28 protein-coding genes are annotated in these 22,463 nt (G+C 39.2%); 13 read left to right on the forward strand and 15 right to left on the reverse strand.

Features of this window, described 5'->3' with window-relative positions:
* The first annotated feature begins 349 nt into the window (after positions 1–349).
* The 9 genes from AC0VYV_RS06815 to kduD all read left to right on the forward strand — a co-directional run bounded on the left by AC0VYV_RS06815 (position 350) and on the right by kduD (position 8,298).
* Positions 350–1,399 (forward strand): TRAP transporter substrate-binding protein, encoded by a 1,050-nt coding sequence (locus AC0VYV_RS06815; RefSeq protein ID WP_322098425.1) that lies wholly within the window; start codon positions 350–352, stop codon positions 1,397–1,399.
* Positions 1,400–1,495: 96 nt separating this feature from the next.
* Positions 1,496–2,035 (forward strand): TRAP transporter small permease, encoded by a 540-nt coding sequence (locus tag AC0VYV_RS06820; RefSeq protein WP_475368704.1) that lies wholly within the window; start codon positions 1,496–1,498, stop codon positions 2,033–2,035.
* Entirely contained in the window at positions 2,032–3,312 is a 1,281-nt protein-coding gene (locus tag AC0VYV_RS06825) for a TRAP transporter large permease (protein WP_475368705.1), read from the forward strand. The genes AC0VYV_RS06820 and AC0VYV_RS06825 overlap by 4 nt, the downstream gene beginning before the upstream one ends.
* A gap of 99 nt (positions 3,313–3,411) precedes the next feature.
* Positions 3,412–4,380, forward strand: a complete 969-nt coding sequence (locus AC0VYV_RS06830) for a sugar kinase (protein WP_475368706.1) — start codon at positions 3,412–3,414, stop codon at positions 4,378–4,380.
* Between the two features lie 17 nt (positions 4,381–4,397).
* A complete protein-coding gene (locus AC0VYV_RS06835) occupies positions 4,398–5,054 on the forward strand; it encodes a bifunctional 4-hydroxy-2-oxoglutarate aldolase/2-dehydro-3-deoxy-phosphogluconate aldolase (protein WP_475368707.1) in 657 nt (218 codons plus the stop codon).
* Complete coding sequence (dgoD, locus tag AC0VYV_RS06840; protein WP_475368708.1) at positions 5,051–6,199, forward strand: galactonate dehydratase; 1,149 nt, start codon at positions 5,051–5,053, stop codon at positions 6,197–6,199. The genes AC0VYV_RS06835 and dgoD overlap by 4 nt, the downstream gene beginning before the upstream one ends.
* Before the next feature lie 6 nt (positions 6,200–6,205).
* The gene (locus AC0VYV_RS06845; protein ID WP_194220866.1) at positions 6,206–7,102 is read left to right on the forward strand and encodes an AEC family transporter; all 897 of its coding nucleotides are present in this window, start codon (positions 6,206–6,208) and stop codon (positions 7,100–7,102) included.
* 73 nt (positions 7,103–7,175) lie between these two features.
* A complete protein-coding gene (locus AC0VYV_RS06850) occupies positions 7,176–7,442 on the forward strand; it encodes an HPr family phosphocarrier protein (RefSeq protein ID WP_404682725.1) in 267 nt (88 codons plus the stop codon).
* Positions 7,443–7,536: 94 nt separating this feature from the next.
* The gene (gene kduD / locus AC0VYV_RS06855) at positions 7,537–8,298 is read left to right on the forward strand and encodes a 2-dehydro-3-deoxy-D-gluconate 5-dehydrogenase KduD (RefSeq protein WP_475368709.1); all 762 of its coding nucleotides are present in this window, start codon (positions 7,537–7,539) and stop codon (positions 8,296–8,298) included.
* Between the two features lie 141 nt (positions 8,299–8,439).
* Here kduD and AC0VYV_RS06860 read toward each other — a convergent pair whose 3' ends face one another.
* Positions 8,440–8,997 carry a GNAT family N-acetyltransferase gene (locus AC0VYV_RS06860; protein ID WP_475368710.1) on the reverse strand — a complete coding sequence of 186 codons (558 nt, stop codon included), beginning with the start codon at positions 8,995–8,997 and terminating at the stop codon, positions 8,440–8,442.
* 201 nt (positions 8,998–9,198) lie between these two features.
* Between AC0VYV_RS06860 and AC0VYV_RS06865 the strand changes: the two genes are divergently transcribed.
* Positions 9,199–9,975 (forward strand): DUF2628 domain-containing protein, encoded by a 777-nt coding sequence (locus AC0VYV_RS06865; RefSeq protein WP_475368711.1) that lies wholly within the window; start codon positions 9,199–9,201, stop codon positions 9,973–9,975.
* Between the two features lie 127 nt (positions 9,976–10,102).
* On the forward strand, positions 10,103–10,375 hold the full coding sequence (locus AC0VYV_RS06870) for a hypothetical protein (RefSeq protein ID WP_475368712.1): 273 nt from the start codon (positions 10,103–10,105) through the stop codon (positions 10,373–10,375).
* A 62-nt stretch (positions 10,376–10,437) separates the two neighbouring features.
* On the opposite strand, the gene AC0VYV_RS06875 is transcribed toward AC0VYV_RS06870, so the two are convergent.
* The 14 genes from AC0VYV_RS06875 to AC0VYV_RS06940 form a co-directional block, all read right to left on the reverse strand.
* Entirely contained in the window at positions 10,438–11,055 is a 618-nt protein-coding gene (locus AC0VYV_RS06875) for a sterol desaturase family protein (RefSeq protein ID WP_475368713.1), read from the reverse strand.
* Position 11,056: 1 nt separating this feature from the next.
* Positions 11,057–11,743, reverse strand: a complete 687-nt coding sequence (locus AC0VYV_RS06880) for a GntR family transcriptional regulator (protein ID WP_475368714.1) — start codon at positions 11,741–11,743, stop codon at positions 11,057–11,059.
* A 193-nt stretch (positions 11,744–11,936) separates the two neighbouring features.
* Positions 11,937–12,746, reverse strand: coding sequence for a hypothetical protein (locus AC0VYV_RS06885; protein ID WP_475368715.1), 810 nt, complete (start codon positions 12,744–12,746; stop codon positions 11,937–11,939).
* 428 nt (positions 12,747–13,174) lie between these two features.
* Positions 13,175–13,519: a hypothetical protein gene (locus AC0VYV_RS06890; RefSeq protein WP_283152571.1), complete on the reverse strand. Its 345-nt coding sequence runs from the start codon at positions 13,517–13,519 to the stop codon at positions 13,175–13,177.
* 26 nt (positions 13,520–13,545) lie between these two features.
* Positions 13,546–15,066 (reverse strand): T7SS effector LXG polymorphic toxin, encoded by a 1,521-nt coding sequence (locus AC0VYV_RS06895; RefSeq protein ID WP_475368716.1) that lies wholly within the window; start codon positions 15,064–15,066, stop codon positions 13,546–13,548.
* 15 nt (positions 15,067–15,081) lie between these two features.
* A complete protein-coding gene (locus tag AC0VYV_RS06900; RefSeq protein ID WP_283152569.1) occupies positions 15,082–15,360 on the reverse strand; it encodes a DUF5344 family protein in 279 nt (92 codons plus the stop codon).
* Positions 15,357–15,725, reverse strand: a complete 369-nt coding sequence (locus AC0VYV_RS06905; protein ID WP_475374664.1) for a YwqH-like family protein — start codon at positions 15,723–15,725, stop codon at positions 15,357–15,359. Before AC0VYV_RS06905 ends, AC0VYV_RS06900 begins: the two co-directional genes overlap by 4 nt.
* Before the next feature lie 56 nt (positions 15,726–15,781).
* Positions 15,782–16,366, reverse strand: coding sequence for a GntR family transcriptional regulator (locus AC0VYV_RS06910; RefSeq protein WP_475374665.1), 585 nt, complete (start codon positions 16,364–16,366; stop codon positions 15,782–15,784).
* A gap of 298 nt (positions 16,367–16,664) precedes the next feature.
* The gene (locus AC0VYV_RS06915; RefSeq protein ID WP_475374666.1) at positions 16,665–17,084 is read right to left on the reverse strand and encodes a hypothetical protein; all 420 of its coding nucleotides are present in this window, start codon (positions 17,082–17,084) and stop codon (positions 16,665–16,667) included.
* Positions 17,074–17,883: a hypothetical protein gene (locus AC0VYV_RS06920; protein ID WP_475374667.1), complete on the reverse strand. Its 810-nt coding sequence runs from the start codon at positions 17,881–17,883 to the stop codon at positions 17,074–17,076. Before AC0VYV_RS06920 ends, AC0VYV_RS06915 begins: the two co-directional genes overlap by 11 nt.
* 29 nt (positions 17,884–17,912) lie before the next feature.
* On the reverse strand, positions 17,913–18,635 hold the full coding sequence (locus AC0VYV_RS06925) for a hypothetical protein (protein ID WP_371018470.1): 723 nt from the start codon (positions 18,633–18,635) through the stop codon (positions 17,913–17,915).
* A 36-nt stretch (positions 18,636–18,671) separates the two neighbouring features.
* Positions 18,672–20,120 carry a T7SS effector LXG polymorphic toxin gene (locus tag AC0VYV_RS06930; RefSeq protein ID WP_475374668.1) on the reverse strand — a complete coding sequence of 483 codons (1,449 nt, stop codon included), beginning with the start codon at positions 20,118–20,120 and terminating at the stop codon, positions 18,672–18,674.
* A 15-nt stretch (positions 20,121–20,135) separates the two neighbouring features.
* Positions 20,136–20,414, reverse strand: a complete 279-nt coding sequence (locus AC0VYV_RS06935) for a DUF5344 family protein (RefSeq protein ID WP_475374669.1) — start codon at positions 20,412–20,414, stop codon at positions 20,136–20,138.
* Positions 20,411–20,779, reverse strand: coding sequence for a YwqH-like family protein (locus AC0VYV_RS06940; protein ID WP_475374670.1), 369 nt, complete (start codon positions 20,777–20,779; stop codon positions 20,411–20,413). Before AC0VYV_RS06940 ends, AC0VYV_RS06935 begins: the two co-directional genes overlap by 4 nt.
* Before the next feature lie 421 nt (positions 20,780–21,200).
* On the opposite strand from AC0VYV_RS06940, the gene AC0VYV_RS06945 reads away from it, so the two are divergent.
* Both AC0VYV_RS06945 and AC0VYV_RS06950 read left to right on the forward strand, forming a co-directional pair.
* The gene (locus AC0VYV_RS06945) at positions 21,201–21,467 is read left to right on the forward strand and encodes a hypothetical protein (protein WP_194220877.1); all 267 of its coding nucleotides are present in this window, start codon (positions 21,201–21,203) and stop codon (positions 21,465–21,467) included.
* A 421-nt stretch (positions 21,468–21,888) separates the two neighbouring features.
* The gene (locus AC0VYV_RS06950; RefSeq protein ID WP_475374671.1) at positions 21,889–22,416 is read left to right on the forward strand and encodes a competence protein ComK; all 528 of its coding nucleotides are present in this window, start codon (positions 21,889–21,891) and stop codon (positions 22,414–22,416) included.
* Positions 22,417–22,463 lie beyond the last annotated feature (47 nt).

A 22,463-nucleotide genomic window follows, 5' to 3' on the forward strand; every position in this document is an offset into this window, starting at 1 on the left:
ATTTCTAATAATTTTATTTTTGAATAAATATTTTTTCTTAAAACTGTTGTATTAAAAATATATTCATGTATAATCAGATTTACAGAATAAATATTTCACTAAAGAGTCCTTACAGGGGGGATTGAAAGGGAGTCTGGTTCAGCAAAGCGTTAAAATCGCTGTTTTTTTTACTAGGTGTATGAAAGCGGTTACTGAGGTTTGCTGGATTGATTGAAACTTGTCACTTGTCGCAGGGGTCTTATGAAATTGAGAGTTGGGAAAAGAATGCTCTCGCTGTTTTCACTCGGTCTACTTTTAAGTTAGCGACCGAGAAATGAAAAAATAAACTACATAAAGGGGAATGAGTATTTTGAAAAAATTAGCAATGGTACTATCTACTATTCTATTAATTGCCATGCTTGCAGCTTGTGGAAATAGTGGGGAAAAAGCAAGTAGTAATGGCGGAGATGAAAGCGCTTCAAATGGTGGGGAGTCGAAGGTAATTAAAGCAGGTATTGGACTAAATGATCAGCATCCACAGTACAAAGGGTTGTTGAAGTTTAAGGAAATCGTTGAAGAAAAAACAGACGGCGCGATTACAGTTGAAACTTACCACAGTGGTCAGCTAGGCGATGACCGTTCGATGACAGAAGCACTTCAGCTTGGTACTCAGGAAGTAACTGTTCCATCAACAGCACCACTTGCAAACTTTGTTCCAGAATTTAGCGTATTCGATATTCCGTTCCTTTTCCCGAATGAAGAAGTAGCAGATACAGTACTTGATGGGGAAGTTGGTCAGGAACTACTTCAAAAGCTAGAAAGCCAGAATCTTGTTGGATTATCTTACTGGGAGAATGGTTTCCGTGACCTAACAAACAGTAAGCGTGCAGTTGCTACAATGGAAGATTTCGACGGTCTTAAGATCCGTACGATGGAAAATGATCTTCACCTTGACGCTTTTAAAGCACTTGGAGCAAACCCGACACCGATGGCATTTACTGAGCTTTTCACTGCATTGCAACAAGGTACAGTTGATGGTCAGGAAAATCCTTACGCTACAATCTACCTTCAAAAGTTCTATGAAGTACAAAACCATGTTTCAAACACGCACCACATTTACAGCCCGTTCGTATTCTTGATGAGCAAGTCATTCTACGACGGTTTGACAGAAGATCAGCAGAAGATCATGAAAGAAGCTGCGGTTGAAGCTGGTAAGTATGAGCGTAAATTGAACCGTGAAGCAAATGATAAATATCTTCAATCTCTTCAAGATGAAGGCATGGAATATACAGAAATTACACCTGAAGCACGTGAAGAAATGGTGAAAGCTGTAGCACCAGTTATTGATGAATATAAAGGCCAAATTGGTGAAGAAACAGTTGATAAAGTTTACAAAGCAATCGAAGAAGCACAAAAGTAAGTCAATATTGTCAGAGTATACGTTGTCGAGTAACGACGACGTATACTCTTTCTATCTAATTCATTCGTTAAATTGAGAATCTGTTGAGGTGAAAGTATGAATATCATTCGAGCTATAGATCGTAGACTGGAAGAATTCCTGCTCGTAGTCTTTTCAACGTTGATGGTGAGTGTTATTTTCCTGCAAGTTGTGATGCGGGTCACTGGAAACTCCCTATCATGGTCAGAAGAGCTCGGGCGATACAGCTTTATTTGGTTAGTGTACATAGGAATTAGCTACGGTGTGAAGAAGCAGCGACATATTAAAGTGGAAGTCATGCTTCTCTTACTGAAGGAAAAAGGAAAGTTAATCGTCGCAATGATTGCGAATATTTTATTCTTCGTTTTTTGTCTTTACGTCGTTTTCTATGGCTACGATATCGCCAGCCAATTGTTAAGCTTTGGGCAGAAGTCGCCAGCCTTACATATTCCGATGGGGGCCGTATATATGGCAACGCCGATAGGTTTTGGGTTATCTGCCATTCGATTATTACAAAATCTCTATGTTCAGTTCAAAATGCTAACAGGTAAGCAGGAGCTTCAAGTTGAGGACGAGCGTGAACGCATGATGAAACAGGAAGGAGACGATGAGTCATGACAACATTGATACTATTTGGTTCATTTGCCCTTCTCCTGTTCTTAAGTGTACCGATTGGAATTGCGCTTGGCCTTTCAACACTCGTTACAATTTTGTATACAGGAGCTATCCCGATTCCTTTCTTAATGAAGGAACTCGTTACATCCGTTGATTCATTCCCATTAATGGCTGTGCCATTCTTCATCTTAGCAGGTGAAATTATGGGGAAAGGCGGAATCTCGGAGCGACTCTTTAACTTCGCGAATGCGCTTGTAGGAAACAAAACGGGTGGATTTGCGATGGCGACGATCGTAACGTGTATGTTCTTCGCTGCCATTTCTGGTTCAGGTCCCGCAACGGTTGCGGCGATCGGTGGAATTATGATTCCAGCGATGGTGAAGCAGGGATATGATAAGAAATTTGCGACTGCAACAGTTGCAGCTGCTGGTTCGATTGGGGTTATTATTCCTCCAAGTATTCCGATGGTTATCTATGGTGTCGTAGGTGGCGCTTCTATTGGTGACATGTTTATTGCAGGGATTATTCCAGGACTACTAGTTGGGCTTTCACTAATGATTTGGGCATATGTGTATTCGAAAAAACATAATTACCGTGGCTCGGAGCAAAAGACAACGCTAGCAAACGTGTGGAAAACTTTTTGGGAAGCGAAATGGGCTCTTGTGATTCCAGTCATTATTCTTGGTGGGATCTACGGTGGTATCTTTACTCCGACAGAAGCCGCTGTTATCGCAGTTGTGTACGGCATTATTGCAGGATTGTTCTTATACCGCGAGTTAGCATTTAAAGACTTGCCGAAGTTATTAGCAGACGCTTCCTTAACAACGGCAACAGTTCTTATTATCGTAGGATCTGCAACAGCTTTCGGACGTTTGCTAACGATTGAGCAAATTCCAACGCAAGTGGCAAACTTCTTACTCTCCATCTCTGATAGCGAGATCGTTATTATTCTATTAATTACCGTTCTCCTTCTATTAGTAGGTTGTTTCATGGATACGTTAGCAGCAATCATTATTTTAACGCCGATTCTACTCCCAATTGCCGTTAATATCGGGTTCGATCCGATTCACTTCGGTATCATCATGGTTGTTAACTTAGCAATTGGATTTATCACGCCTCCTCTAGGTGTGAACCTTTTCGTTGGTTCAGGTATTTCCGGGCTATCCATTGAACAGTTATCAAAGGCCATTATTCCATATTTCTTCGCGATGGTATTCTCGCTCTTAATGATTACCTTTATACCGGAATTGTCTCTATGGCTGATTAGTTTTGGAGAGTAGCGAGGCATAGTTCTCATTTATTTCATAAATCCCTTGCTTTCATGCAAGGGGTTTTTGTTACATAGTAAAGTCGAAAATAGGAAAAGAGTGGTGATCCCCTTGAAGTCACTGGATGTTGTGACGTTAGGTGAAACAATGGTGTTATTTAGTACGAGAGATCAGGTATCTCTTGAGTATGCTCATCACGTGACGAAGCAAATCGCTGGGGCAGAATCCAATGTCGCGATCGGTTTGTCACGTTTGGGTGTGAAAACGGGATGGATTAGCAAGCTTGGAGAAGACCCTTTTGGTCGCTATGTTCATAAAATCATTCGTGGTGAAGGAGTGGACACGAGTGAGGTTCTGTTTACAGATGAAGCGAATACCTCCGTCTTTTTTAAAGAAAAGGTGTCTGCAGAGAATGTGAATGTGTATTACTATCGGAAAGATTCGGCGGCAAGTCTGCTCAAGAAATCTGATTTGAACGAAGACTACCTGTCATCCGCACGATTTTTACATGTGACAGGCATTACTCCGGCTCTCAGTGAGTCGTGTAAAGAAGCTGTTCTACATGCAATCCGTCTCGCGAGATCAAATGGGTTAACGGTTGTGTTTGATCCGAATATTCGCTATAAGCTTTGGAAAGATCAGGAGGAAGCTCGTAACGTTCTCCTTGAAATCGCTTCTCTATCAGACTATATCCTGCCAGGGGTTGATGAGGCGCACTTTCTAACGGGTGAGCATGACTACAACAAGGCCGCAAATGCTCTATTAACGCGAGATGATCAAACGGTTATTATGAAACTTGGAGCAGAGGGCGCTTATTATTCTTCCAAACACGAATCGGGTGAAGTGTCAGGTTATCCGGTTAAGCGTGTTGTGGATCCAGTTGGAGCTGGTGATGGCTTCGCTGCAGGTGTGATTAGTAGTTTAGTAGAAGGGTGCACAATTCCAGAAGCTGTGGAACGCGGCAATGCGGTTGGCTCATTCGTCGTTCAAATGAACGGTGATGTGGAAGGGCTTCCAACTATGAAGCAACTTGAACAATTTATGACTTCGGGAAAACGTCACGCCGACGTTGAACGGTAGGAAAGGTGGCATGTAAATTGGAAAAAGCGAAGAAGCTGATGCAAATTCAATCTTCAGGGGTCGTTGCGGTAATTAGAAGGCAGCGTCCGGAAGATGTTTTACCTCTGGCTGAAGCCCTCGTTAAGGGTGGAGTAACAACACTTGAGGTCACAGTGGATAGTGAACAGTCGTACCAATTAATTGGAGAGGTGAAAAAACGTCTAGGATCAACAGCTCTCGTAGGAGCGGGGACCGTACTTGATGCAGAAACGGCCCGTACCGCTATTCAGGCGGGAGCCGATTTTATTTTCTCACCAACATATAACGCTAGTCTAATTGAAATGGCAAAACGATACGGAGTCATCTCCATTCCTGGTGTTCTAACGCCGAGTGAAATGGTGGAAGCTTATCAAGCAGGAGCTGATATTGTCAAAGTATTTCCGGCTTCCGCTTTTGGTCCATCTTATATTAAGGATCTACAGGGGCCACTTGGACACATCCCGATGATTCCGACGGGCGGGGTCAATGTTGAAAATATCGGAACTTATATAGCGAATGGAGCAATAGCGACAGGCGTTGGTGGATCACTAGTGAATCAATCGTTCATCGACAATCAGGATTTTGGAAGCATTACAACTCTTGCTGAACAATTTGCGGAAGCTGTTAAAGAAGCTAGAACGGAGAGTGAATCATGAAAATTATGAGTATCGAAACATATGTCGTGCCCCCGAGATGGCTGTTTCTAAAGATCACGACAGACGAAGGCATTGTTGGATGGGGAGAACCTGTGATTGAAGGACGCGCGGCCACGGTTGAAGCTGCCGTTCATGAGCTGAAGGATTATCTGATTGGAAAAGACCCGCTTCCTATCGAAGATCATTGGAATGTGATGTATCGTTCTGGTTTTTACCGAGGTGGACCGATTCATATGAGTGCGATCGCTGGGATAGATCAAGCGCTCTGGGACATTAAGGGGAAATTCTACAATGCGCCGATTTCGGAGCTAATGGGCGGCAAGTGTCGCGATTCGATCGACGTGTATTCCTGGATAGGAGGAGACCGTCCTTCAGACGTAGGCCGTGCAGCGCAAGAAGCTGCAGAGAAAGGGTTTCGCGCGATTAAGATGAACGGTACCGAAGAATTGCAGTACATTGATTCTTATAAAAAGGTTGATGAAACGCTTGAGAGAGTGGATGCGGTACGTAAAGCTGTTGGAAAAGATGTAGGAATCGGCATTGATTTCCACGGTCGTGTACATAAGCCGATGGCAAAGATTCTCGCGAAGGAGCTTGAAGCGTATCGCCCGATGTTTATCGAGGAACCTGTTTTACCAGAAAATAATGAGGCTCTGAAGGAAATCGCTTCCCACACGTCGATTCCGATTGCGACGGGAGAGCGGATGTATTCACGCTGGGATTTCAAAAAAGTACTTGCTGACGGGTATGTTGATATTATTCAGCCGGATTTATCTCATGCTGGCGGAATTACGGAGTGTAAGAAGATCGCAACGATGGCGGAGGCTTATGATGTAGGACTCGCACCACACTGTCCGCTTGGACCGATTGCGTTAGCATCTTGCTTGCAAGTCGATGCCACGTGTCACAACGCGTTTATTCAAGAGCAGAGCCTTGGCATTCATTACAACCAGGGAAGTGATTTGCTCGATTATATTACGGATTCGTCTGTTTTTTCTTACGAGAATGGCAAGGTTTCGATGCTGACTGGACCTGGTCTTGGCATTGAAATTAATGAAGAGAAAGTCGTTGAGATGGCTCGAGTTGGTCATCGCTGGCGCAATCCTGTCTGGAGGCATTCAGATGGTAGCGTTGCCGAGTGGTAAGCAGAGATGACGGTATTTATTCAGGTTGTATTGCCTGTCCTACTTGTGTTTGGTGCAGGTTATTTACTTCAAAAATTAGCTAAATTAGATCTTAAATCTGTTTCGACAGTAGCGCTCTACATCATGCTTCCGTGTCTTGTGTTTAAGACGTTCTATAACGCAGACTTAAACGGTGAATACGTCATGATGCTCGTATTTTCTGCCCTTCTTCTTGTGAGTATTTTAGTCATTAATAAAGTGGTGGCCAAAGTAAAAGGCTATGATGCATCAATGGAGAGCGGCTTAATTTTATCAACGGCATTTATGAACTCGGGTAATTACGGCGCACCGATTATTCTTTTTGCTTTCGGTGAAGCAGGGTTTGTCTATTCCGTATCCTTTCTCGTTCTGCAAGCGATCATTATGAATTTCTTTGGCGTGTACTATGCGGCGAGAGGAAAATCAGGGCTCCGTATGGCGATTGTCTCTGTGCTGAAGATGCCACCGACCTATGCGGTGATTGTGGCACTAATTATGAACCTTGGTTCTATAAAAATGCCTGGGAATCTTATGTCGAGCGTAGATCTACTTGCAAATGCCTCCATTCCAATGGTTATGGTCGTTCTAGGTATGCAGCTTGCGGGTATTTCTATCAAGAATATGGATTGGTCGAAAGCTTCCTATGCTTCCGTCGTGCGATTGATTGCATCACCAGCCATCGCATTTGTGTTAACACTCCTTTTACCAATGAGTGATTTAATGGCGAGCGTGCTCATTGTCTCTGCTGCTATGCCATCTGCTGCAACGACAACCATTTATGCTGTGCAGTTTGATTCAAAACCAGAGCTAGTATCAAGTATTACCTTAATGACAACGTTGCTTAGTGTGATCACGATTCCGCTTCTATTGATGATGTATATCTAGCGAAGCGATCTGTTATTTGAAAAGAAGATGCAGCATGTTTTGCTGACATCATAAATGAAAGGGTGAAGAAATAATGGAGAATAAAGTAGAAAAGAAAATTCCTGTTTATATGACAGAATCTCAAACGATCATCGAATTGAGCCAAATTATTCAGCAATACGACGCAGAAATTATTCTTAAGAAGAATGTGAATGGAAGCATAATTGAAGCGAACTTAAAGAGCTTTCTAGGATTAATCAATCTTCGTTTACATGACGGCGATGAAATCGTCGTGGAATGTGTGGGAGAAGATGCGAAGGAAGCGCTTAGTGAAGTGGAAGTGTTTTTGAGTAAGGGATGATGAGGACGGATGGGGGACAGGTGCGTACCTGTCCCCCGTTCCGTTCCTGCGTTACCACGTTATGACATTAAATACAAAAAGGAGCGATCAGATCATGGGAATGAATTTATTTGATTTAAGTGGCAAGGTGGCAGCTATTTCAGGGGCTACAAGAGGAATCGGTAAATCAATGGCACTTGCTTTGGCGGAAGCAGGAGCGGATATTGCTCTCCTTCAGCGCAATACAGAACAAACGGATGTAAAAGAAGAGATTGAGAAACTGGGAAGAACTTGCGCAATCATTCCGTGTGATTTAGAAAAAACAGACGAAGTAAAGGCAGCCATACCAACCGTAGTCTCTCGGTTTGGAACAATTGATATTCTTGTGAATAATGCAGGGATACAGCGCAGATCACCTTCTGTTGATTTCTCTGAAACCGATTGGGACGAAGTTCTGGATATTAACTTAAAAACGGTATGGCTATTATGTCAGGAAGCTGGCCGTCACATGCTTCCAAAAGGACAGGGGAAAATTATTAATGTTGCTTCGTTACTTTCGTTCCAAGGTGGCATTAACGTTCCAGCTTATGCCGCTGCAAAAGGTGGCGTAGCGCAATTAACAAAAGCACTATCGAATGAATGGGCCAAGCATCATGTGAATGTAAATGCCATCGTCCCAGGATATATTGCAACAGATATGAACACCGCGATACTTGAAGACGAGAAGCGGAACGCTCAAATTCTTGACCGCATCCCAGCGGATCGTTGGGGCAACCCTGATGATTTCAAGGGAACTGCTGTGTATTTATCCTCATCTGCCTCTAACTATGTTCACGGCCATCTTGTAGCAGTTGATGGTGGATGGCTTGGACGATAATCGAATAGTGAATTGAGAGGGAGAGGCATACGATCTTATCTCACATGAATAAGAAAGCGGCTGACAAATATTTTGTCAGCCGCTTTTCATTTAAACGACAAATAGTGACATAAAGCGGGTGGTGACAGGCACCTTACAACCTTACAACTTCTTCCACTCCGACCTTAACATCGCATACTGATATTCATCTACCCACTGCCCTTTGGACATAAAGTTCTGTAGTAAATGGCCTTCTCGTCTCATATTCAATCTTTCCAACAAGGCGATCGATTTATGGTTGCGAACATCAGAAAATGCGATCACTTTGTGTTTCCCTAACGTCTCGAAAATATAGCGGAATAACGCTTCGACAGCTTCAGTAGCATACCCTTTCCCCTGAAAACCCTGGGAAATAGTGAACCCAACTTCAACGATCCGTGGTTCATCTAATAGCGTGTGCAGTGCACAATCTCCAATCAACTGATTTGTATCTGCTAAAGCAATAGCAAATTGAAACCAGCTACCAGGTTGATTTGGCTCTTGAGTAAGCTGACTCTTAACGAATACTTCAGCATCTTCATACTGATAATTATCCCAGGACTGGTACTTAGCAACCTCTGGGTGTGAGCGATACGAGTAGAACGGTGGAATATCTGACATTTGAAATCGTCGTAAAGTCAGGCGAGGAGACTTAACGAAAATTTGGCTAGCTTTTATCATTGTTCTTACCTCCGGAAATCAATGGCGTTTACATTTGTGTTCTCCCACTGAATTATCTCAAAAATCATGAGTGTTTACTATGTTTTGTAAAAAGAGGGGATTTGCATAGCAATGAATGCTTCTTTTTCCCAAAAAAGGTTGCCTCGCCCCAAATGGTCACGTATCCTTAAAAAGCATGAAAATAGGAATTGGGGGAGTACGATGAGTTGGTTCAATCGAAATAAGAATGACATTAAGTGGACAGAGCTTGATGAAGAAACACGTGAAGAGATGCTGGCATTTACGGGTAAAAGGGATAAAGTTTATAAAAAGAAGTGGGAAAAGTTATCGACTAAGAAGTCACCTATTTCGTGGAACTGGGCATCATTTTTCTTAAGCTTGTTTTGGTTTACATACCGTAAAATGAACGTATTTGCATACTTGTTCCTCGGTATTATCGTCATAGTGGACGTTTTATCGATTGTATTTTTTAAGAAAGCATTACCAGGTTCAACGATAGCGCCTGCTTATATTGTTTTGGCTCTGTTTGGAAATAAGCTCTATTTTGATTTTGCGTTAAGCAAAGTAAAGAAGCTGAAAGACCTTTATCCCGATCGTGATGAGCGTCTTGCCGTGATTAAAAAGCGTGGAGGCGTGAGCTGGTTATATGCGCTTCTATTTGTGGTCGTCATGATGATCTACGGTTTTGGAAGTGCGGCTCTAGAAGAGGAAGTTTACTATTCCTACATGGAACCTAAATTCACAGAAGCTGCTGAATTACAGGATTCAGGTAAATTAGATGAAGCGATGGGCATTTACAATGACATCGAAAATGACAACATACCTGTGCCATCCATTCACTTTAACAAAGCGCTTATATATGAAGAGCAAGGAGAATTTGAAAAAGCGTTAATTGAGATGAATACATACATTGGATTAGAGCCTGAGGATGGGGAAGCAATGGAAATTAAAGAAGAGATTGAGGCGAATATGAAATAGAGGGAAGAGAGATGGGGTCAGGTGCGTACCTGACCCCCTTCGCGTACATTTGTCTTTTTCATTTACATATTTCTCCTCTTTTAATCAATAATAAGAAAAAAACCGGATGATTAAAGGAGTGGGTATTATGGATGAAATAAACCAGCAAGTGTTACGAGAAGCCCATCAGGCATGCGGAGATATTGAAACCATTCGTCAGCAGTTGATAGATGCGAGGCAACGAGGAGAACTGGCGTTAGCGCAACGATTTGAAGAAGAATTAATTCGAGCAGAGCAAGTCGCCAGAGAGTGCCAGCGGAAGCTTCAACAAACTACAGCAGGAAGTCTTGAGGGGGAGCAAATTCTCCAGCAGATCACTCATGACTTAACGACGTGTGGTCAAACATTGCGTCAACAATAAGAATGAATAATCCATAGAAAAAGGGGCTGACATGAGAATGTCAGTCCCTTTTTGAGATTTTGCTACGGACGCTGCTCTAAATCCTTCGCCGTCTGACTCATTTGTACATCCTTTTCATTTTTTAATGTGCCAAACAGTACATCAACGAACGGAGTAGAAACACCGTACCAATAATTTTCGTTTTTATAATGATGCAAAATGTGCGTTTTCTTGATCCACTGCCCAAACCTTGTTTTGGGCTTAAACGGTCGATGGGCAATGTAATGTTTCCATTCGTAGACGAAGAACATAGCGAGCAATCCTGTGCTAAAGGAAAGTGAGAGCAGTAGAGATCCAGACAGGACATAGAAGATCAAACAAAGGAGCAGCAAATTCGGAAAGCTATACCAGATCGGTAGAAATAATAATTTGAGATCATTCGGCATTTTGTGATGGTCGTAGTGCAACCGTTTAATAAGCTTAAGAAGTAATGGATTGTTAGGTGTTTTAATGTGAAACAAAAAGCGGTGTGTGAGGTATTCACTAAACATATAGGTGACAATCCCAATGATTATAAACACTGGGACAAGGTGAGAGAGGGTCATTGTCAGTAAGAAGCCAAGAACGATGAGAAATAGGATAAACATGATCAAGATATCAAGGTGGAAGAAAAAATCACGATACAATCCTTTTGCTTTCAAGTTATATGCCCCCGTTCATTTTCGTTTTCCAGAGTTCCAGGCTCGTAGACATCATCTCTTTCGTCAGAGACTCTGCGTGATCAAGATCTCCTTTTAACGTAGCTTCGAGAAACTGCTCATAATAGTGCTTTGATGCTTGACGATGAGAAGGGTCTAGAAAGTACTTTTCAGCCATTTTGCCATAGATGTCTTGAAAACTATTAAGGATTAGAAGAAAGATGGGATTATGTGAGAGCTCAGCAATGTTTTTCTGTAGACTCCAATCAAAATTAGCGTATGATTTCGGATCGTCTGTTAGCTCTTCAAGTGGGATGAAAAGCGAAATGATTTGGAGTCTGTGATGAAGAAGAGCATCCCGGACATAAGCAGGTGTTAACGTAATACGTAGCTCGAGCATGTAAACGATAAACTCATCAGGTATATCTTCGTGGTGCTGGAGGATGTTCACGATCGTCATTAAATTGCCATGCTTCCAGTAATCATTTACAATCGCTGGCGCACCTTTACGAATCGTTATCCATCCATCACGCTCTAGTCTCTGTAAGGCTTCACGAATGGTAGGGCGACCTACTTGATAGTGGGTAGCGAGTTCTCGTTCAGGAGGGAGCGGATCGTTAGTCGCCCATTCTTGTTCTAAAATAGAGTGTATGAGCTGTTTAGTGATTTTTTCGGACGATCGTTCTTTCATTGAGTGTGATCACCTCGATTCTGGTAAGACCAGAGTTTTTGTTGGTAATACCATTATAATATAAGGGAAAGGGAATATGTGGGTTTTTGTTTGAAAATTCTGTTTTGTAATTAATGATAGAATACAAAAAAACTCTACAAATGAAATTTTTGTAGAGTTTATCAAAAGAGGTATTCGATAGAAAGGGAAGTTGTCAACTATTTTCCATTTGATAAGAGGCATACGCCCCTATATCCTTGAGAGTGTTTTCCCACTGTTCTTGATCAGCCAAATAAATATAAACGGGTTTCTTAGGGTCTTCTGTATATTCACTAATCCAAACGCCTTTTGATGAAGGGAGGAAGAAAATGATATTTTCTAGATAAATTTCTTCTTCAGGTGTCACGATGTTAAAGTTGGAGATGTTGAATAGAGTCCAGTCGAATTGTTTAAGGTCCTCTGTGAAACAGTTAAAACTAGTTTCTTCTGATGGTGTGAATTTAGATTTCTTTCTTACTTTATCTATTTTGTTAGGATTACTTAACAGATCAAATGATCGATCGCTAAGAGAAAACGGCTCTACTTTTTCATAGTTTTCGAATGTAATGCCGTAAAATGCTTTCATATGATCTGAAATCTCTTCGGAAGAGATCAGAGAAAACTCATGAATGATATCCCGATCAATAATATGGGAGAGCCATTCGTCTCCTTCATAATGATGGAGCATTAAAACAGCTTTTTGTGGAGCGTTTGAACAACGAATCATCCGTTTAGAAGCGACGTACTTCGTAAGAAAATCAGTTGTTTCTTTCGTAAGAGGATTTTCTCCTTTTGCCTCTCGTTCTTCATCCCACATTTGCTTTAAAATTAGTTGTTTACTAGTTGCTTCTAAAATAGCAATCCATTCTTTTTCAGACTTTTCACCGATTGCCGACTCCGCTATTCCTTTAGCAACACTTTGATGGCCAATCGCACTAACCATAAGGGCTAGCTCTTCTGTTGTGCAGGTTAGTAGGTGGTTCATTTATATACCTCCAATTTTTCATAAAAAGATGGCTTTTAAAGATCGGTAGATAACTTGATACACAATGATAGATAATATGATTTGAATTATCAAAGCTGACAATAGGTAGATTTTTCTTAGGAACCAATTATATTTTGCGGATTTTGAATACCAATAATAACCAGAACCGATCGTTATTTTCATAGAAAAATTCATTGCTTTATGAATTATATTACTAGGGTTTTGGACAAGGGTAGATAAGTAAAAATTCACCATAGTTCTTTCGAGTAATAGAATAGTGACCCCATACATAACTTGTATCCCTAATATATAGAATAATAAAATTCTGATAATTTCTATAAACTCATTCATTGTAAATCCCATTTTTTGCTCCATTTTTATTAATCAAATGATCAAGCTGTAACATATTAAACTGAATCTGCTTAGTGTTATAAGAATACTGCTTTCATCGATCTATATATAATTTGATAAATAACAATAGATAAAACCCCTTGAACAAAGAGTGCAATTGCAAAGAAGGTTTTTCTTAAAAACCAATTGTAATGTGCTACTTTTTTGTAAATAAAATAAGCAGAACCTGTTACTGACATGGATATAATATTTAATGTTTTCTCTAGAAAATTACTTGATTTTCTGTCTATATCAAAAACATATGTATTAATCATTATTCTTTCAAGTAAAAGAACACCCAGTCCAAACATAAATTGTATCCCTAATAGGTACAAGATTAATATTCTCGCTATTTCAATAAATTCTCTGATGGTAAATCCCAAAACGTTCACCTTCTTAAATATGTTTATTAATTAAACCAACTTGTAACAGATTTTCCAACTTTGTTTATCATACCATCAACACTTTCTCCTATCTCTTCTCCTAAATCTTTTATTTTATCACCATATTTCGAACTAACAATACCACCTACTAATCCGCCAATTGCACCTCCAACCACAATACCAACTGGTCCTCCAACGCTTCCAATAGTTGCACCGACCTTAGTGCCAACACCAATAGCAACAAAATCAGTGCCAAATCCGAAAAATGCTCTTCCAGCCTTTTCTGCAACACTCTTATTTGCATTTTCAGGAGCAGAAAATTCACCTAAATTAGATACTACAGAAATTCCTAAACCTACAATTGAAATCCCTTTAGCAGCTCCACTAAAGCCTTTTGCACTTGCAGTGTTTGCTAAAATATCTTTAGTCCCGGTTTTCATTCGATCTACGGTTCCTTTTAATAAATCTGACCCACTTAATTTATTAAAATTCTTAGGAAAGCCTGCAACATGCTTATAAAGGTGTGCTGGACTATCATATGAAGATACAAATTTATGCATCGGTTTCATGAATGGATTTGTAGGAGAAGAGGCTCTTGAAAAATCTAAGATTTTTTTTGCAAGAGGTGAACTATGGCCTCCTCTACTTGTCCAAGAGGGATCTGTTTTTACACTGAATTCATAGTTTCCTTTTATTCTATTCCAAATAGTTGGTTTGCTACCGAAATAATGAATATCTAATTTTCTTGATACTAAAAGTGTTGTTGCAGATGCTAAAGTTTGATAACCGACTAACAAGTTATCTCCAAAGCTCATTTGCTTATTGATGTAATCAAATGGAGACGTAAACATATTACCATAGCTTGCTAACTTTTGATTTGTTAGTTGGGATTGGAGACTATTGTAGCTTGATAAGTTATCTAACTGTTTGTCAGAATAACTATTGATGTTTATACTCCCGCCATTAAACATCTCCCGAACGTCTTCAATAAATGCTTTAATAGTATGCAAATCTTTCTCAACATTGTCTAATGCTTTCGTTTGAGCTTGATCGAATTTCATTAAATCTTCAACGGTTTGATCAGATTCTTTTAATGCTTTTAGGTATGTACTATGGAAACGATCATCATCTAACTTTGGAGCATAAATAATATCGCTTACGCCGCCAATAATTGCGTTTGTTTCAGTAACTAGTTGTGATGTATTGTTATTCGCTTTGTTCAATCCGTTGGTTAAATCATTTTCGATGAAGTCTTGTCTTATGAAACCTTTTTCGGAAGACTCAAGAGTCAGTTCAGCATCTTTTATTTGCGTAAGGGCATTTGAGTAACTCTCTAGAGCATAGGAAAAGGCTTCAAGAAGTAAAAAGTGGAAGTCTTGATAAAAAGAACGGACTGATTCACCACCCTTACCACCAAACGCATCATCTAAGTTAGCGAACTCTTTTATATTATCCATTAGACTTTGAAGTTGATCATTTTGAGTTGATAATGCTTTTTCTAAATGATTGATATCAGATTGAAAAGACTCAGCATCTAAGACTTTCATAAACTCATATGCCTCCTATCGCAATTTAATGGACGAAGATAGTTGTTGATCAGTATTTTCCATATCTGATAGAGCTTTGCGGACAGATTCATTATTTGCCACAAGAACTTCTTTGTAAGAGTTACCTATTTCAGTTAGGAGCTGGTTCAGTTGATTCATTCGATCAACAACGTCTAATCTATTTTCTGTTGCAAGGTTATGTGGTACTTCTGTTTTAAGGGAATGCAGTGTTTTTTCAATTCTTGAAATGGATTGTTCTACTTCACCATATTTGATTCGTATCTCTTTACTCATTGAACGGATGTCCTTTCTTTTTCTTCGTTTTTAAGCCGTAGTTTTTCGTGGGAAATACTTGATTCTACCATTCCTATTTCTATACGCAGTCTCGTTATTTTGTCTTCTAATGTTGATAGGACTGAATTAAGTTGAGAAATCGATATATCGTTATAAGCTTCTTTCTTGTCTTCACGGATATTCTTAAAAGAATCTGCTAACGTACCGTGCCAGGTGGAAGGGGTCAATTCAGGATCGTCAACCATATGTCGATTATGTATAAATTCATTCTGTATACTATCAAGCTTTCTAGTACATGTTTCCAATCGGGCTAATTGTTCCCTTTTTTCAGTTAGGTCTGTTTGTAATTGAGATAAATAGGACATTTGCGGTATCCCCTTTGTATGGTTGATAAGAAAAATCATACTCAAGAGAGAGGGGGTCAGGTGCGTACCTGACCCCCTTCGCGTGATGCTTGACGATGAGAAGATTCTAGAAAGTATTTCTCAGCCATTTTGCCATAGATGTCTTGAAAACTATTAAGAATTAGAAGAAACATGGGATTATTGGAGAGCTCAGCAATGTTTTTCTGTAGATTCCAATCAAAATTAGCGTATGATTTCGGATCGTCTGTTAGCTCTTCAAGTGGGATGAAAAGCGAAATGATTTGGAGTCTGTGATGAAGAAGAGCATCCCGGACATAAGCAGGTGTTAACGTAATACGTAGCTCAAGCATGTAAACGATAAACTCATCAGGTATATCTTCGTGGTGCTGGAGGATGTTCACGATCGTCATTAAATTACCATGTTTCCAATAATCATTTACAATTGCTGGCGCCCCTTTACGAATCGTTATCCATCCATCACGCTCTAGTCTCTGTAAGGCTTCACGAATGGTAGGGCGACCTACTTGATAGTGGGTAGCGAGTTCTCGTTCAGGAGGGAGCGGATCGTTAGTCGCCCATTCTTGTTCTAAAATAGAGTGTATGAGCTGTTTAGTGATTTTTTCGGACGATCGTTCTTTCATTGAGTGGGGTCACCTCGATTCTGGTAAGACCAGAGTTTTTTTTGGTAATACCATTATAATATAAAGAGTGGGAGATGGGTGGTCTTTGTTTGAAGATTCTTTCTTTTGAAGAGGTGGGAGCGGGAAGGAATTAAAAGTTAGCAATAAAAAAACTCTGCAGATGAGGCTTTTGCAGAGTGTTTATGTTCTGTGATATAAAGAATAGAGATCTCCTACGGAAAAAATCATTTAATATAAACAAAAAATTAAACAACCACTTATTTATCATTAGGGAATTTTAATACGATTGTTTTTTACTTTATTTACGTTCCTCTAGGAACTGAAGAACCTCATCTATGTCTGTGGAATACAAAAGAGTGTATTCAAAGTCAAACATAGTTAGTTGATTCACTACAAGATACTTATCCGCCGGTATCGCGTTAATAAACCTCTTCCACTTATATTTCTTTTCCATCTTCAATATTTCTTGATCAATTCGCTCCTGATCTATTTTTAATACAGCGAAACTTTCAGTAACGATTTTTTTGTTTGGAAATTTCCTTTCCAAAATCTCAATAAATTTGGGTATGAGATTAGCGTCAGTTACAACATCCACATTACCAACTAGATCAATTTTATCAAACATTTCATCATGGAAGCGGTCGTCATTGGAAGTAGGATTAGTAAAAATAGCTACACAAAAACGATCTTTTTTTCCTTTAGGTTTATTAAATACCATGGGTTTTCTCCTTGCTAACTTTTGATGGTACTTTAACTCTTTCCATTACACTAAGAATCTCCTGGAGTAGATTTGTTCCTGAAGATTGCTTTGCCTCAAGCCACTCACATCCATCTTGATTAATCATTTTTAGGGTCCAGTTATATGAAGGAGAAGAGAGGACGTGTACACCCTCAATATTCCATACATCATCTTGTTGATAATATATGATCAAGCGATTAGAGTAATGATAGCGTTGAATAGCGCGTTTAAATTGAGCAAGTAGCATGCTGTTTTTATTCAATTGGTTGTTTTGTATAACTTCGTCAACATTATGTATCCTTCGCTTTATTATGTACTGATTATAATCAATTGGATCCAAGAATAGTTCTTGGTTAAGTCTATGTGGTAAATGTTCTAAGCCCATTAACATACGAGGCACTATAACTTGTCTCCATGTAACCTCTGGAGATGAATGAACGTATACTTGATATTTGCAGTTATTGTGTTTTCTACACTCAATAATTTGATCATCACCAAAATAGAATAAGCTCTGTCCTTTTAGGTCAGTTGTGATTTCTACTATGAGATTTGTTTTTGCCAATACCCACATGGCTTGGATAAATGATTCTTCAAATTTCAATTCTTCATCTGTATAATTCACAAGATTTTTGGCATAAAGCTTTTTAAATGTCTCTTCCCAAGCATGCTTCATTTCATTGGGATTATCAAAAGGTGAAGAGATGCCAATTAAGACTTTTCCTCCAAGAAATTTTACTATTAAATAGATTTCTTTTTTGGATAGGGTCCATGTTTTCATAGCTTATCTCCTTTTAGTATATAAAGTCCTTACCTCATGTTCTTAATATAATTTTCCCTTTCACTTTTCGAAAGATTAAAGTCCGGACGTAATTTTTTAACAGTATCATAATTCTGCTTGATGAAAATATATTTCTGGATCCATGTTGATAAGAACGATGTTAACACTGTAAATATTGCTAATATTAATATAAGTACTATCAGTTGAAGAGAATCAGTGACAAACGAAGACATTAACAACTGTGCAATGATATACCCGAAGCTGGACATAACTACGATAGGTGCAACATTAATTTTAATTCCTTGTTTTTGATTTTTTTGGAAAGTCCGTTTCTTTAACATCTTCCTATAATAAATGTGAAAGAATAATAGCAACGAAATAATAGCTACAAGCCCAATATAAAAGTAGTAGTTTTGTTTTACACCAATATTAAAGAATAGGAACTTTTGAATAACTAGAAAGTAAATATAGGTTGTTACTAATCCAAGAACGCCAAAAAATAAGTAGAAAGCATGTTCAAATTTATAGGGAGCAATAAAGCAGACAAGTCCCCAAAGGTTAATTGCTATGATAGGAATAATGCCAGCCCAAAATAATTGGATAGAAAAAGGAGCACTTATCAAGGGGATAATCCCCATAATATCTAAGTAAATAAACAAGAACCCAAAAATATAATGCCGATTATTTTTGGGTAGTTGTAGTTTACTAATATAGGAAAATGTGAACTCGTCGATGTCTTTACCTTTTTTCAAATGTCGTCACCTCATTTGTTATAGATTAAAATTTGATTAATCAAACCAAGGCACAATAGAATTAATACCTTCTCCAATATCATCTAATAATGCAGTTGTACCTTTCTTAATAGCATCACCGATGGAGTCCAATTCTCCATCATTATCAACATCCATGAATTTAAGATCACTCAAAGCAGTAGTAATGAAGATTCCTGCTAACGCACCAGCTAATGCTCCGACTGCAAGTCCAACTGGACCTCCAATAACGCCTCCCGCAAGAGCACCAGCATATGCTGAAGCTACTATTGATGACCCAGCAATTACAACATCCCCTGCTACATTGCCGGCGATTTCGCTGGCTGTTTTTTCTTGTTGAATGCCATGAATAATATCACCAGTTACAGTGGCTGCTACTCCCACAACACCAATTCTATTTCCTGCCCATTTAAAGGATGCTTTAATGTTTGTCATAGGATCAACTAACTTATAAAGTTTTGGATAATTGGTAGCGTTAGTACCAGAATAAGTTTTCTTATTGAATCCCATTAATTCAGGATTCGTCACATGAATTCTTGTTTTAGTAGCACCTTGGGCAGTTAAGTAGAATTCCCTTTTAACCCCAAAGCCATTAAAATTTTTATTAATACTCTTTGCGGTAGTGTAACCGGTAGCGGTCGCTACACCAAGATTCGTAGCCGCATTAATAGAATTCTCTCGCCAAGATTCAAAATTTAAACCTAGAGTAGGAGAAGGGTCCCAATTCATCTCGTTGTTGAAATCGGAAATACCTACACCATTTGATATGACTCTAGGGTGTTTCGTAATAGAAGAAAAAGCATCGGTAGATATAATTGGTTTTTCGGAAATTTGATTATAATCATTATTCGATTGATATGTATCAACTGATAATTGTCCACTTTCAAAAAGTTCGTGGATTTGATTAATATATTTATTCATTAACTGGATATCTTGATCAACTTTATCTAGAGAGATCCATTGATTTTGGTCAAATTGAAATAACTTTTCTACTGTTTCATCTTTATGTTGCTTTGCCGATCTAAGTTGTTGATGGAATCTATTATCATCTAAAGGTGGTATTGAGATGATGTCATTTACACTATGAATCGTTTGATTTGCATCATTGGTAATATCGATTACCGTATCTTTTGCATATGTTAATCCAGTCTCTAAATCTTGTCCTAGAAAGCTTTCTCTTATTAATCCATTCGAAGATGGTTCGTAAGATTCCATCTCATTCTTTAAATCGTCCAAAGTTGATTCATATGTTTCTATTACCTGGTTATAAAATTCTAGAAATGAATGGTGTGCATCGTTATAGAAAGCTCTTATTGATTGGCCTCCTTTTCCTTTGAAGGACGCTTCAGTAGAAATAAAGTCTTGAATAGCAGATTGGATATTACTTATTTGATCTTTTTGCTGTTTAAGATCTCCTTTTATTTTAATTAGTCCATTTTCAATTGATTTGACATCCAGGGTCTTCATTATAGCATTCATCTCCTAACGTAATTGGATAGAGGAGGAGAGCTTTTTGTCGGCGTTCTCTAATTGTTGAACCGAATCTCGTACGGTCTGGTTGTTTTCGGTAAGAATCTGTTTGTAGGCATTTCCGACCTCTGTTAGCATGTGATTTAACTCATTTAATCGGTTTACGACGTCTAGCGTATTCCCTTCTCCGGTGTTCTTTGGTAGCTCTGCGTTAAAGGAGGTCAAGCTCTTCTCAATGCGACTGATCGATTGTTCAACTTCACTGAACGTTACTAGCAATTCGTTACTCAATTTGCATTTCTCCTTTCCCTCGCTTCTTCTTCTAAACGATGTGTTTCCTGGGTTATGTTTAATTCCAATGCTTGTATTTCACGACGAAGATAATCTGCTTTATTTTCCATTGTCGTAAGTGCGAAGTTTAACTGATTGATCGATAAATCTTGATAAGCCATCTTCATATCTTCGCGTATATTTTGGAACGAGTTCGCTAATTCCCCGGCCCATGTAGCGGGGGAGAGCTCAGGTTGATCGACAAGCTGTTTATTTTGGAGAAATTCACTCTGTAACCCATCTAGCTTCGTTAAACTAGCTTGAAGGCGGATGAGCTGAGCTCGTTTTTCCGCTACTTCAGATTGTAAATAAGATAAATAGGACATTTGCGCTATCCCCTTTGTATGGTTGATAAGAAAAATCATACTCAAGCAGTAGTATATGGTACCAAATGGAAGGGTTCTGGTAAATAGGTTGTTCTACCTGTTCGTGAGACTGACGTACGGGGTACTTGTACCTATACCCGTTTCCTGATTCTTAGTAACCATATTTTTGTAAAAATGGTAATAGTGTTAATCGGTGGTTTTTTATAGCTTCATAGAGTTTACGTAGCCTTCACTAACAGGTTTGATTATGAAAAGGAGTTAGATGTTAAATGGTTAGGGTGTTCGTTTATCGGGAAAGTACGGAGTAGACTCTGTTAAAGAATGTTCATACTTTTGCCATAACAAAAACGAGATTGGCGCTGTTATAATTAGGATAGAAGTCATGAATCAGTTCACCTAGAAAAGGAAAGAAGGAAAAATGATGAGCACAGAATCTGAATCTAAACTATTGTTTTCATTGAGCATTGTGCAGTTTATCCTATCTGCGTTAATACTTTTACTTCCGATTATGTATCTGATTACTCCTGAAGAGGAGAATTTACTATTATACGGCATTATGGGATTTGGCGTAATTAATTTACTTGCTGGTATTTCGAAACGTATCAAAGGGGAGCACCGTTCTGGTATGTTTTACTCCATCGCGGGAGTTGTCCTGTTTGCGATTGGTGTAAGCATGTTGATGTTTTAATAGATTCTTATAGTAGACAGACCTATTCTCATGTGAGAGTAGGTCTGTTTTTGTATGGAGTAGGGAGAACGTTTGGCTGCATCTCTTCATTAAGCGCAGGTGATTCGACAGGAAGTTACATAAAGCGGGTGGTGACAGGCACTCGTGGGTCTTATCTACTAAAAAAAGTATTTGAATATTTCGGAATATTATCTATAATCAAGGTAAAGGGTGGAAATATTTACAAGGGTATACAAGGGCGATTTGAAGGCATGTATTTCTTGCTTTTGAGGAGGTGATGAGAAAAGTGAATGGATACATAAAAGCCCCAGAATGTTTTGTCTTGGTGGACACATTCTGGGGCAGTTGTTGGCGTGCAAACCAACATTGATTTTAGTATACCCTGTATTCAAGCAGAGGGGAACCGTAATGGTGAATGCGAATGAATCTTATACCCGATTTAAAGGGACGGAAGGGAAAAGTAGGCATGGTCAATAACGAAGTAGAAATCTTAAATGACTATGAAATTAGTAAAACGACCAGGGCGATTGTAGTGGCGAAAGAGGTTGGGTTTAGTTCGAGAATTTATGATCGATGCGGTATCTATTTATCAACAACATCTCCAGTAGATTTAATTAGGCAGGCTTGTCTTGAAGCTGGGGTTACGTATGAAGGGCGAAGAAAGGCGGTTATCTATCATTTGAAGTACGAACAGCAGACGCCCATCATCGTTTCCAATTGGAATGCGATTTCGGTTTTTCCAACAGAGTCACCTGAAAGCATCGATTGCTGCTGGGTATTTTACCAGCATGTTAGAGATGTGTATGCGATCACGAAGAATACTACAATGATTTTGTTTCAGGATGGTTTTGAGCTCCTGGTTCCTGTCTCAAAGGGCAGACTACAAAAGCAAATGGAGCGAATGGGGCGCTGGATTAGTCATTATTCGAATAATCCTGTTTATTGTTGAGAGCGTTGGAGGGGTCAGGCACGCGCCTGACCCCTTCCAGAGAAAAA

The organism is Anaerobacillus sp. QJM3NY_17 (assembly GCF_056173665.1).